Source organism: Symploca atlantica LB2515, assembly GCF_052546295.1.
The window spans coordinates 5,893,057-5,905,944 of record NZ_JBQWMT010000001.1 but is presented as its reverse complement, the minus strand read 5'-3'; the positions used below and the strand labels follow the sequence as shown (position 1 = coordinate 5,905,944).

The window sequence follows — 12,888 nt, the reverse complement described above, 5'->3', positions numbered from 1 at the left end:
TCCTAATTAAGGTGACGTTGATCTCATACTTAAAAATTGAAAACCGGCTCAGCACAAAAAACGCAGAATTGAAGATGCCGAGTCTCGTTGTGATCGCAAATTGCCAGATAACAAGCAGAAAAATACCCAATATCGAGAAAGTGAGCGCTAATTAGTTTTGTTGATTAATCGGCAATGAGGCTCGTTTCTTATGCTTGAAGCTTAAGTAAATAACCAGAATCACAATGATAGAAAGAAACATCATACTAGTTCCGACCGTACCAAAACCAAAGCCACCATTTTTAGTAGATTGGGATAGTAAATCACCTATCGATGCTCCCAGGGGACGAGTCAAGATGTAAGCTAACCAGAATGCCAAAACTGCATTCAGTTGAAAGTAATAATAACCAATCGTTATCATGGCAATTGAAGCAGCAAATATTAGTCCTGCTTGTGCATAGCCCAGCTTCAAAGCCTCTGCCAGTAGATCTCCTGTTGCAGTACCCAAGGCAAACGTGAATAAAATAGCTACCCAGTAGTACAGCTCTCTTTTAGCTGTGTTGATTGAGTGCATAGCCAATGTTTTTTCGCTTGAATACCAAAGCACAAAAACTGCTAATAAGACAACAGTAAAAGCTATAGTCGTTGTCACTAAGCTAACTCCCAGATCGTCTACTAATTTATCGGTAATTAGTGTACCAACGATACTTATCAAAACGACCACAAGCCAGTAAATAGCAGGGACATATCGTTTAAGCTTAAACTGATTGAAAAGTGCAATCAGTAACACGCTACTCATAATATAAGAGGTAACACTTAAACCAAGATTCAGGGTTACTGACAGAAAATCAGCCGCAGTTTCACCTACTGTGGTAGCTAGAACCTTAATAATCCAGAAGTAAATTGTAATTTCTGGAACCCTGTTTAACCTCTTCTTCATGATATTTAACCTACTTCAGGCAATTTGTTTAACCTTAAAGAACAAAAGGGGAGAACTAGGGAAGATTGAAACAAGCGTGAGATAAAAAGTTGCCTCGCCCCTAAAATTAGAGGCAGGGCAACTCACCTTCGGTATTGCGCTCAAACAAGAGCATGAGTGGACAACTTTTAAGGCGTTATGCTCTTATCGATAAGAGGATACGTCCTTCTTTTGAGCGACTCTACCTAGCGCTCGTCATTTGTTTCGTTATCTTCAGCATCAGTATGGGGAACTTGAATGCTGCTACGAGGATGGGTCACTTCATTGGCCTCGCCTTCTTGGTTAACGTTCTCGGTATAGAGGACTTTGCCATTACCCGCATCCACGGCAACTTCCGTTTGACCGATAATCGCTTTATAGACTAGGTTGCCGTCTTCATTGTCTAGTGTTACGCGGCTGGCTGTAGCGCCTTGAGCAGCTTCTGCCGCTTGTTTGGCTTGCTGGGGTGTGGTTTTAGCTAAAGTTTGCAGTTTCGCTGCTTCTTGCTGGTCTTCTAGATGGTCTGGTACTTCTCCATCACCATCAGACGCTTCGGCTTGGGCGAGTTGAGTTTTATTAGCCATCGGTTGCTGTGGTTGTCCTAACTCTGGTGTTTCGATGGCATCTGGTACTTCCCCATCGCCATCAGACGCTTCGGCAATTTGACTGCTGTGGTGATGTTGGGATGCGATCGCAACCGCAGGCTTTGATTGAGTTGCCTGGACAGTTCGAGCAAACCCACCAAGTCCCAAAGTGCCTAATATAGCTGTGGCGAGAATCCATTTGGTGGATGTATTCATAGCGTGAAACTCCTGAAATGTAGCTTGTTATTTCACTCTAAATAACAAAAAGAAAGAACCAGGAAAGATGAAAAAGATTTTTATTTATGAGGGTTAAGGCGCTGGTAAGCGCACAGTGAAACAACTACCAACTCCTAGCTGACTCGTAACTGTAAGCAAACCTCCGTGATTTTGAACAAGACTTTGCGCGATCGCTAAACCTAACCCAAAACCTTTGGACTGATAAGAACGAGCCTGATCTGCACGCCAAAAGCGATCAAAAACGTGTTGAAGCTGTTCGGGTGTCATCCCAATTCCCGTATCCTTCACGCTTACATACAACTGCCAATCAACTTGATTAGTCTGGATTTCTACTAAACCTCCCGTCGGCGTGTACTGAAGGGCATTTTGCATTAAATTGGCAAAAACTCTTGTGAGTTGAACGGCATCACCTAACACATACAACGGCTTAGTTGATTTGATTCTCAAATTAATTTCTTTCGCATCGACTTGAGGTTGATAAAGCTCAACTAATTTATGTAAAATTTCCTGTAGGTTTACAGTTTCTTGGAGAGGGCTTTGAACTTGATCATTTCGAGCTAACAGTAGCAAATCTTCAGTCAAGCGAGTCATTTGGTCAGCCGCATTAGCAATCGCGTTAAACTTCTTAGCATCAGTTGAGCGCATCCCTTCTGGATATTCTAGTGCTACTTCCACATTCGTTGTAATTGCCATCAAAGGACTGCGGAGTTCATGAGATGCGTCTCCTGTAAACTGTTTGAGTCTCTGAAAACTCTGCTCAATGGGTTGCATTGCCTTGCGAGTTAGCCAAAGTCCACCAAGGCTACTCAGAGCTAAAGTAATCATAACTCCACTACCTAAACCCCAATCTAACTGAGCTAGTGTTTCATGAAATTCTTCTAAAGATTGACTGACCCTCACATAACCAATTAGGCTACCATCATCATTATTAATTACAGGTAAAGTAACGCCCCGAATACTAAATTTGCCAGTTTGTTCGGTTTGCACATCTGTATTGAGAGAAAGAGGCAATGTTAAGGTGTATTGTCCTTGTTGACCAACCGGATGACCTTGAGGGTCAAACCACTGTAAAGCTTGATGACGAATGATTAACTCGTTGATGGGAAAGTCATTATCTACTTTCAAATGACCGTTATCTAACTCTGCCTCTGCTGCCGCACTTTCCCCTAAAATAGTCAAGCTTTCTGTAAATTTTTGACTAAGGTTGGTAGTGAATACAACTCGCACTGCTAAGGCAAATATTCCTAGCAGTGCTGCAAAAACACTGAGATAGGATAACAATAATTGATAGCGAGTTTTCTGAAACACAATCGGTTTTTATTACACGATATTTACTCATTTTTCCGCAGGCGATAGCCAATGCCATACACATTTTCAATAAATTCGATATTAGGCTTACTTGCTTCTTTTAGCTTGCGCCGCAGGTTTTTTAGGTGAGTTTTAATAGTTTCTTCTCCCGAAATATCTTCACATTCCCAAAATTTATCTAACAATTCTTTTCGAGTAAAAACTCGTGCTGGACTTTTCAAAAAAGCTTCTAAGAGCATATATTCTTTGGGAGTGAGGGTAAGAAGATTCCCCATATAAGTGACTTGGTGGGTACTGGGGTCAAGTTGCAAGTCACCATAAGTTAAAGTTGAAGGTCGAATATCTGGACTTCGGCGCGACAAGGCTCGAATCCTGGCGGCTAGTTCTTGAATTTTAAACGGCTTTACCAAATAATCGTCAGCTCCGGCATCGAGTCCAATTACTTTATCTGTGGTGGTATCCTTCGCTGTTAACATTAAGATGAGAGCCTTAGATCCCTCAGCTCGTAGGCGTTGACACAGGCTAATACCATCAAGACCAGGTAACATTAAATCTAACAAAATTAGATCATAGGGTGATAATTGAGCCTGTTCTAAACCAGTAATACCATCTTGAGCTAGATCTACTACATGATATTGACGAGTTAAGTGTTCGGCTAAAGGTTCAGCGATCCGCTCATCATCTTCGATTAGCAAGATTCTCATTTTCCTGTTGCCCAAATTTCTAATACTAAGATACAGACAATTAACTGCTCCTGTCTCTCTTGATCAGGGAGAAGCCTCTTGGAGGCTTCTCCCTGTTTCTAACGTACTCCTTATCCTTAACGTACTCCTGGTACTAACTCCACTTTCACCCAACCTGATTGCCTTTGGTCAAAAGCTTTGTACGCATCCAGAACAGACATGAGCGGTTCGACTTGGGTTAATACTTTTGCGGGATCCACTGTGCCACTGCGAACCATATCCACCAATCCAGGAATATACTTGCGGTGATTGCAATTACCCATGTTGATCGTCAGATTTTTATTCATCGCTGTGCCGATGGGGAAGAAGTTGTGGGTGGGTGGATAAACACCAATAATTGAGAGTGTACCGGCTTTGGCTAACCCCTCAACTGCCCACTGTAATGCTTGAGAGGGAGCATTACCCGGATGCCAATTTCCGTTTTGAGGATTGGTTTTAGGCGCAATTTGTTCTAACTCCTGCTGAAATTGTTGTGCTTGTTGTTGTGCTTTTTCAGCAGCTGGCCCACTTTTAGGAGCATTGGCATCCACGCCAACGGCATCAATTGCTCGATCTACACCTATTCCCCCTGTCAGTTCACGGATTGCTTCAATCGGGTCTTCGGCATTAAAATCAATGACTTCTGCACCCTGTTCCCGTGCCATCTCCAAACGCGAAGGAATCGTATCTACGGTGATAATTCTTCCTGCACCAAACAATTTGGCACTAGCGATCGCAAACTGTCCAACCGGACCACAACCAAAGATAGCAACTGTATCTCCCGGTTCAATCTCTGCAATATCGGCTCCAAAATAACCCGTAGGGAAAATGTCGGAAATTAGAATTGCTTGGTCATCTGTAACTTCTTTTGGTAGCTTCACCAATCCCACATTTCCATAGGGAATCCGAGCATATTCAGCTTGCAATCCATCAAAAGGCCCTGCTGCCTCTGGTCCCCCGAAAAAAGCTGTTCCGGCATTATGTCCATGAGGATTAGCGTTATCGCACTGAGCATGATATCCAGTGCGGCAATAAGAACAGTAACCGCAGGCAATTGTTGAGGGAACGACAACGCGATCGCCTATTTTGAGATTTCGGACATTGGAGCCTATTTCTTCAATAATGCCAATCCCTTCATGTCCTAAAATTGTTCCAGGTTTCATTCCCGTGAATGTTCCCCGAATCATGTGTAAATCTGTGCCACAAATTGCACTGGAAGTTAATCTAATAATTGCGTCTGTTGGGTCTTGAATTTTTGGCTCTGGTACGTTATCCAGCCGAATATCTCCGATTCCATGAAAAACAACTGCTTTCATTAGTGAATAATCCTTATTGATCAGTCTGCGCTGCACTGACCTTTAGCTAAACACTCATAGTTGCTCAGTTCTTCTACCTCAAGTAATGGACTGAGATTAAGCAAATTTGTAATAGGGAATAAATCGAATCTATTTTGGTGAATACAAATGGAAAAATTCCGACAAACTCAGGCGGCAAAGCCCTCACATTCATTGAATTTTCCCTGATTTGAGCCAACTTCTCTTTGGGAGTTATTAAAAATTCTTATTATTAAGTACGCGTAAATTCTGATGAAAAATCCCAGGAAATATTAAGAAATACTCTATATCAATCTTGAGATAGATTCGTCTTTTCTCACTTTCTATACAAATATTAAGAGAAGAAAATCTCAAAATTTAGGCATAAACGCTATACAGGCGTTGCTACTAGGCAAAAGCACCAGGTCTAAACTACTGTTAGGAAGAAAAACGCGATGCCTGCTTTACTAAATGTAAATCCCGAAAACCTACCGTACCCCGATCCCCTCCATCCCATCATCGTCCACTTCGTAATTGCGATGGTGTTTTTTTCTTTCTTCTGTGACGTGGTGGGGTATTTTACTCACAAACACCATCTATTCGAGGTGAGTGTCTGGAATCTTCTGGTTGCCTCAGTCACTGTTTTTTTGGCAGTTATTTTTGGTCAGTTTGAAGCTGGTTTAGCCCAACCTTACAAAGCAGCTCAGTCAACCCTAACTTATCATACGCTCCTGGGCTGGTTGCTTTCAGCTCTGATTGTTCTCCTGACAACGTGGCGCTTCGCAATTCGCACCCGCCACCCTCTCAAGGTGTCACCAATTTACCTTGGTGTAGCAACATTTGCGATCTCCTTGGTGTCCTTGCAGGTATATCTTGGCAGTAAGTTGTTTTGGGTATACGGGCTGCACGTAGAACCGATTGTGGAAGCAACAAAGCAGGGAGTTTTGCAATGAACTGGCAACTTCTTGCCCAGTTTGGGTTTAATCAAGGTGTCAATAATCTACCCTATGAGTTTCCCATCCATCCCAATCTGGTACATTTCACGCTAGGACTGTTTATTATTGCCATTATCTTTGATATCGCCGGAACGTTTTTTCCCTTAGAACGACCCATTCTGAAATTTTTCGGTATTCCTGCTCTGCGATCGGGCTTTTATACTGTCGGCTGGTACAATCTGGTGGCTTGTGCGATCGTCACATTTTTTACTGTAGCAGCAGGCTTTTTCGAGATTATGTTAGCAAATCCGCCAATAAATCAGAAGAGTAGTTGGGGATTAGAAGCCGGTTCGACCATGCTGATTCATGGTTTAGGCGGTGTTTTCCTCTTGGCGTTGATTGTGGCGATGACTGTGTGGAGAGGGTTGCAGCGCTACCTCTGGCGTAAGGATAGAGTTAGGCAGGTGCAATGGAGCTATTTACTGATGGGCATTGCCATGTTTGGATTATTGTACGTCCACGGTACGTTGGGAGGGCATCTGGGAAGCGAGTTCGGCATTCATGTTACGGCGGCGGAGTTACTACGGCAAGGCAAAAACCCCAATCTGTTGCTGGATTAACTCCCAAAAAAGTGATCAGTGCAGGCGTATTGCTTTAACTAGTTTATGTTGAGAATTTTAGAATATATCCTTTTGGCAATTGGCGTGGCGATAATTGTTGCCTTCAGCTACTGGATTGGACAGCAGTCATACTCCTGGATGCCTGTTCAGGCGTCCACCGATGCCAAGCAAATCGACGATCTATTTAGTTTCCTGGTTTGGATGAGTGCGATCATCTTTCTGGGAGTTGTAGGCATGATCGGGTATTCGCTGATTACCTGTCGAGCACCTGCGGGAGACTACAGAGAGGGGCACCCGATGAGGGGCAATGCGAAGATAGAAGCCGCTTGGACGATAACTCCAGTACTGTTGGTGCTGTGGATCGTGGGCTACAGTTTTTACATTTATCAAAAGATGGATGTTGGCGGGCCAAGGCAGTTAATAGGGGAATTGAACGTACCGTTGGCAGCAGAACCTGCCTATGCCCAAGCACCAGGCAACAACACTCCAGCGCCTCCAACAATAGAGGTAATTGCTAAGCAGTGGGTTTGGGCTTTTCATTATCCCCAGCAAAATATCACCAGTAACGAATTGCACCTGCCAGTAAATCAACGTGCTCGCTTACTGTTGCAGTCAGACGATGTTATCCACGGTTTCTATGTCCCTGAGTTTCGCATCAAACAGGACATTATTCCCAATCGCCCCATTGATTTTCAGTTTATCCCAAGCCGTGTCGGTAAATATCGGCTGAAAGATTCTCAATTTAGTGGCACCTACTTTGCCTTGATGCAGGCAGATGTGTACGTTGACAATCCTGAAGATTATGCCCAGTGGTTAACACAGGCTGCTAACCAACAACCGATATCTGCACCTAATCAAGCGGCAACCGAACACGAACAGCCAGCCAACAGACTCTTTAAAACCAACTGGTATACAGTCTTACCTGCCCCATCAACCGATGTGAATTATGCCAGTCGCACGTTGCCCCAAGCGTCTGTTGAGAATCCGATGATATTGAGTGAGAAGGAAGGTAATGACCAATAACTCTACTCAAGGGCTTGGTAGTCGTAGAGAGTCAGAAGCATCCTCTAGCCAATCTCAGCAAAACTGGTGGCGCTACTTCACTTTCAACAAAGACCATAAGGTGATTGGCGTTCAGTACCTGATGACTGCCTTCGCCTTCTTCTTTATTGGGGGCGTGCTCGCCATGCTGATCCGTGCCGAACTAATCACCCCGCCTTCCGATTTGTTTGATCGCCCTCTCTACAATGCCTTATTCACTCTCCACGGCACGATCATGATCTTCCTGTGGATTATCCCATCCACAGTTGGCATGTCTAACTTCTTAGTGCCATTGATGATTGGGGCAGATGACATGGCGTTTCCGTTTCTCAACGCTGTTTCCTTCTGGATGGTGCCACCCGCAGGACTCCTATTAATATCAAGTTTCTTGCTACGCAATGGTCCGGCACAAGCAAGTTGGTGGTCTTATCCGCCCCTCAGTCTCCAAGTCCCGCCCGGAATACTCAACGGTCAATTCTTTTGGATTTTGAGTATCTTGATACTCGGTGTCTCGTCAATTCTGGGGGCGGTTAACCTTGTCGCGACTATTGTCTGGTTGCGAGCACCGGGTATGACGTTCTTCCGTATGCCTATCTTCGTTTGGACAGTTTTGAGTGCTCAGTTACTCCAACTGTTTTTCCTACCTTCCCTCACCGGTGGTTTACTCCTGCTGCTTGCCGACCTCACCATCGGGACAAATTTCTTCAAACCCTTTGAGGGAGGTAGTCCTGTTCTTTACCAGCATATGTTCTGGTTTTACTCTCACCCGACCGTATATGTCTGGGTACTGCCAGCATTCGGGATCTTTTCAGAAGTCATCCCAGCATTTAGCCGCAATCCCTTATTTGGTTATCGGTCAGTAGCCATTGCCTCTATTGGTCTAGCTGTAGTCAGCGCCACAGTTTGGGCGCACCATATGTTTGCTAGTGGTACACCAGAGTGGGTGCGACTCCTGTTCATGTTCACCTCAGAGGTTGCTGCCGTACCTACTGGCGTTAAGGTATTCGCTTGGACTGCCACCATTTGGAAAAGTAGGCTGCATTTGGATACGCCGATGCTGTTTGCCTTGGGGGGTGTGGTGATGTTTATGATTGGTGGCATTACTGGAGTCATGCAAGGTGCGATGCCGTTTGACTTGCACGTCAATAATACCCACTTTATCGTTGCCCACTTCCACTACATCGTCTACAACACAATTACGGTCGCGATCTATGGAGGACTGTATTACTGGTATCCCAAGGTAACAGGACGGATGTACAACGAGGGTTGGGGTAAACTCCACTTCTGGCTGACCTTTATTGGTGCTAATCTGACATTTTTCCCGATATTTATTGTGGGTTTGCAGGGCATGGTGCGTCGGGTTTCTTCCTACGATCCACAATATCAAGGGTGGAATATCATTGCCAGCCTCGGCTCGTTTCTGTTAGGAGTGTCTGTACTGCCTTTTCTGGCTAACTTCATTGGCTCGTGGTTATACGGCCCCCAAGCGCCCAACAATCCCTGGCACGCCACAGGCCTGGAATGGACAACGACTTCACCACCACCGAAGGAGAACTTCGAGCAGACTCCCACTGTGACTTTAGCTCCTTACAGCTACGGTCAACCTCAATATTCGACTGTAGATACAACCGATCAAGACGCGATCGAGGCTCATGGTAAGTAGAATTTGTCAATACTTAGGGCGTTAACGATGCGAAATTTTATCCCATCACGCGAGTTGAACCAGTCTCGCCTTGAAGAGGGTAGCGACAGGAAACACCATGATGAACAGGCTAAAACGATGTTCGGTGTCATGACGTTCTTAATATCAGAAAGCTTGATATTTGGGAGTTTTATCGCAGCGTATGTTGCTTTGCGGTTGTTTTCGGGTTCCGTGCTACCGCCGGGGGTCAAGGGACCCGAACTGTCTACCTCTGTGATTATTCACTCTATCGTACTGCTTTCTAGTAGCCTTCCCGCTCAATTGGCAGAGGGTGCTCTTAAGGGCAAAAAACTCAATCAGTTTCGCCTGCTGTGGGTGATTACGTCTGTGATGGGAGCTTACTTCCTAGTCGGTGAGGTAAAAGAGTGGCGTGGACTCGACTTCGATGTGACTACAGGACAGTTTGGCGGGGCGTTCTACATTCTGACAGGCTTTCATGCTCTACACGTTACTGTTGGCATCTTGTTGCAGATGCTGATGCTGGTTCGTTCTTTTATTCCGGGTAACTACAACAAGGGTCATACAGGCGTGAATGCAATCACTCTGTTTTGGCACGTTGTAGATGGGATTTGGGTGATCCTATTCTCGCTTTTCTACCTGTGGTAAATAAATCAGACTGTACTTACATTCCCCCTATTTACTATTAGGCTATAGCTTCTACTAAAGCAGAAGTATTTTTAAATAATCCTTGATTTTGTTGGGGTTGTTGATTTGATATCTGCCTTCCATAAAATGCCCACAGTAATACTATGATAACCGCCCACACTACGAATATTTGATAGAGAGGATTATCTCGTTCTTCATCTTCTTTTACTCATAGATGATCTAGAGTCTTTCGCGAATTTTTTCTCACTTGAATGACTAATTCGTCATCAGGCTCTAACTTCATTGTAGACTTACCTATCCTAGAGGTCTTTTCCTGGTCTACATTGATATACCGAAGCTGAGTTTCCGATAGCAATTTACCGTCATTATTGTTCGTAAATTGATTTCCAAGAATACGAAATGTAGTTTTTGCCTGTTGCTGACTTGCTTCCCCTTGATCTCGTAGACTTGAACTCTTGCTGTATTGTGAAAAGCCTAAATCTTCACGTTTCATTGGGGTTGCTCCTTTGATTACAGGAGTGCTATATCTTTAGATTAGCTTTTTCTAATAAAAAAAAATGCCTATGCAATAAAAATCAACTATCTTGGGAACCGAATAACTCCCAAACGACTTTCCAACTAAATCTGAAACTTGAAAAATGCACTGAGTGAATGAAACTAAAGAGCTATATATTAAGCAGTTCAATTGAGTATAAATAGGTAATGCCGTAACAAAAGTACTGAATTTAGAGCCAATTACCATCCTGAAAGGGGAGCAGTTTTTTCTATTGTTTGAGGCGAATCTGGATTTACAGCTAGAAGGTTCGCCGCCTAGAGAATTGATTATCGCGACGCCTATCGGTGGTGAAAGTGGTAATCAAGAGGCAAATTTGATTATTAAGGTGGGGTTTTGGAACGAACAAACTCAGTTAGGTTCTGTCTAAACCTTTTCCTGGGTGGGGATTGTCATCACCCAAGCCTCCTGAGAGCTTCCCAAATCGCTCTTCTAGTAGAGGATGGCAGAAGTTTTGCAACTTAGCGTCCAGCAGGTTTATTCTCAGGTTGAGGAGGCTTGGACGAATGGGTTTTAGCGGTATCTGACGCAGCGTAATATTAATTTCTCCGCACTCAGGTTGCGCCGTTACTGCAGTTTGTAGCGGGGGTGGATGTGGCTGAGGCGACGTTTACCAATAAGGTGGAACGGTTGAAGCTGGAAATTCTCACGGATGAGGCAAAACCGGGGACATTGGAATCCATAGCCGAGGATGTGAGTCGCTTGCCGGTTTTTGTGTTTGGGGATTTCCAGCGTCAAGACTCGGCGAATTTTTGCTTGTCCCATGGGTTGCGAAGTGCGACACCCCAACAGTTAAATCGGGTGATTGCAGATTTGGCAAGTCAGATAAAGAATCGGCGTCAGCGTCCTAGTTCGTTTGTTGAGATTGACTTGGCAGACCGGATTGCTACTAGTGGTTATATTACCTTGGGTGAGAGGGGAGAGCAGGTTTATATAGAGGAATACCGCCAAGGAGTTGAGGGGAAGGTGTTGGAGATTGTGGAGACTCACCCCTTAATTGCGGCAATTCGCAATGGGGAAGCGGTGACGGACTTCCAACTGGTGGCGTTGGAGAGGACGTTGCGGCAGGTGTTGGGTGGGGGAAACGTGCAGTTGTCGGAGTCGAATATTCGCAAGGCATTTAATTTGAAGGTGAATAGTTTGCTGGCGTTTTTGCGGGAGTTGATGGAGATTGAGGCGCTGCCGGATTATCAGGAGGTGGTGAGGCGGAATTTTGAGGAGTTTATTAGTCAGCGTGAGTTTAATGCGAATCAGATTCGGTTTTTACGGGCGGTGCAGAATGTATTTTTGAAGAATCGGCGGTTGGAGGTGGCGGATTTTTGTATGAGGAACCGTTGGATAGGTTTGGGGAGGATGCTGTTGAGCGGTGGTTTAGTGAGGAGGAAGTGTAGGAATTGATGGAGTTCACAGAACAGTTTGCGGCTTAGAGTCTCACTAAAGTATAGAAGAACACAGAGGCTGATACATGGATGAAATTGATTGGTTATACCCCTTTGGGTGTCTCCCCCCAAGCAATGAAAATGAGTGGTTGAATCTTAAATCCTTTGTAGATATTTATAACTCGATTCATAGTACACACTACATCCTAGAATCCTTTCCTGAAAACGATAATCGTACAACTCCAGAACCGGAGATTTTACTTCGTGATGGCGATGCACGGATGGTAATTGAGCGTAAGGCGTTCTCATGGACTTCAGACTATATCAGACATCACCAACTTTGGCATGAGTTTAACAATAGATTTACAGAGCAAGTAATAAGCAGTTTTTCCGACGATGTTTATGTGCTTGAGATTAATAGTATAGATATACCAACCAATAAAAGAAAAGTGATTAGGCTGGTAAATGAAATAGCAATCTCAGTTCTTGAGCATGAGGCATGGATTAAGAATTCGGAAGGGATTTGTACCGATGAAGCACCGTTTTGGAGTTTCTTCAGAATACCAGAAATAGACCGAGAGGATGCTCCTATTGAATCGGGTATTTGTTATCGTCTGAAAAATTCAGTTCAATTCTATAGCAAGCAGGAAATCAGAGATTTATCTCCCCAGATAAAATCCCAAGTAGCTAAACTTATTGAACGTGCGGCTCCTAAGTTTGATAAGTATCGCGATTGTATCAAGATTTTAATTTTGGAGCTACATACGAACGTCTTAAATTTTCCCATTAAAAGTTTGAGTCAGATTATACAAACTATTGATGTACCTGAATGTATCGACCAAATCTGGATTGGAGGACAAGTTGAGCTGAACGATGGGGAATCAGTATTAGATTACGAATTAGCCGTAAACAATTCGATTTTCGGGGATTTATGGTAGAAAATTAGCGATA

Annotated in this window: 14 protein-coding genes; 8 read left to right on the top strand and 6 right to left on the bottom strand. The window is 44.1% G+C overall.

The window, feature by feature from the left end; translation table 11 throughout:
* Positions 1-151: 151 nt before the first annotated feature.
* The 5 genes from ACT7WV_RS24470 to ACT7WV_RS24450 all read right to left on the bottom strand — a co-directional run bounded on the left by ACT7WV_RS24470 (position 152) and on the right by ACT7WV_RS24450 (position 5,104).
* Positions 152-919, bottom strand: a complete 768-nt coding sequence (locus tag ACT7WV_RS24470) for a COG4705 family protein (RefSeq protein ID WP_445105369.1) — start codon at positions 917-919, stop codon at positions 152-154.
* Positions 920-1,143: 224 nt separating this feature from the next.
* The gene (locus ACT7WV_RS24465) at positions 1,144-1,737 is read right to left on the bottom strand and encodes a PepSY domain-containing protein (RefSeq protein ID WP_445105368.1); all 594 of its coding nucleotides are present in this window, start codon (positions 1,735-1,737) and stop codon (positions 1,144-1,146) included.
* Between the two features lie 93 nt (positions 1,738-1,830).
* Complete coding sequence (locus tag ACT7WV_RS24460) at positions 1,831-3,066, bottom strand: HAMP domain-containing sensor histidine kinase (protein ID WP_445105367.1); 1,236 nt, start codon at positions 3,064-3,066, stop codon at positions 1,831-1,833.
* A 23-nt stretch (positions 3,067-3,089) separates the two neighbouring features.
* Positions 3,090-3,770, bottom strand: coding sequence for a response regulator transcription factor (locus ACT7WV_RS24455; protein WP_445105366.1), 681 nt, complete (start codon positions 3,768-3,770; stop codon positions 3,090-3,092).
* A gap of 116 nt (positions 3,771-3,886) precedes the next feature.
* Positions 3,887-5,104 (bottom strand): zinc-dependent alcohol dehydrogenase, encoded by a 1,218-nt coding sequence (locus ACT7WV_RS24450; RefSeq protein WP_445105365.1) that lies wholly within the window; start codon positions 5,102-5,104, stop codon positions 3,887-3,889.
* Positions 5,105-5,556: 452 nt separating this feature from the next.
* Between ACT7WV_RS24450 and ACT7WV_RS24445 the strand changes: the two genes are divergently transcribed.
* The 5 genes from ACT7WV_RS24445 to ACT7WV_RS24425 are packed head-to-tail and all read left to right on the top strand — an operon-like array spanning position 5,557 to position 10,005.
* A complete protein-coding gene (locus ACT7WV_RS24445) occupies positions 5,557-6,054 on the top strand; it encodes a DUF2231 domain-containing protein (RefSeq protein ID WP_445105364.1) in 498 nt (165 codons plus the stop codon).
* The gene (locus ACT7WV_RS24440) at positions 6,051-6,656 is read left to right on the top strand and encodes a DUF2231 domain-containing protein (protein ID WP_445105363.1); all 606 of its coding nucleotides are present in this window, start codon (positions 6,051-6,053) and stop codon (positions 6,654-6,656) included. Before ACT7WV_RS24445 ends, ACT7WV_RS24440 begins: the two co-directional genes overlap by 4 nt.
* A gap of 45 nt (positions 6,657-6,701) precedes the next feature.
* A complete protein-coding gene (locus tag ACT7WV_RS24435; protein WP_445105362.1) occupies positions 6,702-7,679 on the top strand; it encodes a cytochrome c oxidase subunit II in 978 nt (325 codons plus the stop codon).
* Positions 7,669-9,360: a cytochrome c oxidase subunit I gene (locus ACT7WV_RS24430; protein WP_445105361.1), complete on the top strand. Its 1,692-nt coding sequence runs from the start codon at positions 7,669-7,671 to the stop codon at positions 9,358-9,360. Before ACT7WV_RS24435 ends, ACT7WV_RS24430 begins: the two co-directional genes overlap by 11 nt.
* Before the next feature lie 27 nt (positions 9,361-9,387).
* On the top strand, positions 9,388-10,005 hold the full coding sequence (locus tag ACT7WV_RS24425) for a cytochrome c oxidase subunit 3 (RefSeq protein ID WP_445105360.1): 618 nt from the start codon (positions 9,388-9,390) through the stop codon (positions 10,003-10,005).
* A gap of 208 nt (positions 10,006-10,213) precedes the next feature.
* Here the strand turns inward: ACT7WV_RS24425 and ACT7WV_RS24420 are convergent, their stop codons facing one another.
* Complete coding sequence (locus ACT7WV_RS24420; protein WP_445105359.1) at positions 10,214-10,498, bottom strand: hypothetical protein; 285 nt, start codon at positions 10,496-10,498, stop codon at positions 10,214-10,216.
* Positions 10,499-10,772: 274 nt separating this feature from the next.
* Here ACT7WV_RS24420 and ACT7WV_RS24415 point away from each other — a divergent pair, with 274 nt between their 5' ends.
* From ACT7WV_RS24415 to ACT7WV_RS24405, 3 genes are all read left to right on the top strand, one after another.
* The gene (locus tag ACT7WV_RS24415; protein ID WP_445105358.1) at positions 10,773-10,928 is read left to right on the top strand and encodes a PDDEXK family nuclease; all 156 of its coding nucleotides are present in this window, start codon (positions 10,773-10,775) and stop codon (positions 10,926-10,928) included.
* A 224-nt stretch (positions 10,929-11,152) separates the two neighbouring features.
* On the top strand, positions 11,153-11,956 hold the full coding sequence (locus ACT7WV_RS24410) for a type I restriction-modification enzyme R subunit C-terminal domain-containing protein (protein ID WP_445105357.1): 804 nt from the start codon (positions 11,153-11,155) through the stop codon (positions 11,954-11,956).
* 67 nt (positions 11,957-12,023) lie between these two features.
* Positions 12,024-12,875, top strand: a complete 852-nt coding sequence (locus ACT7WV_RS24405; RefSeq protein ID WP_445105356.1) for a hypothetical protein — start codon at positions 12,024-12,026, stop codon at positions 12,873-12,875.
* Positions 12,876-12,888 lie beyond the last annotated feature (13 nt).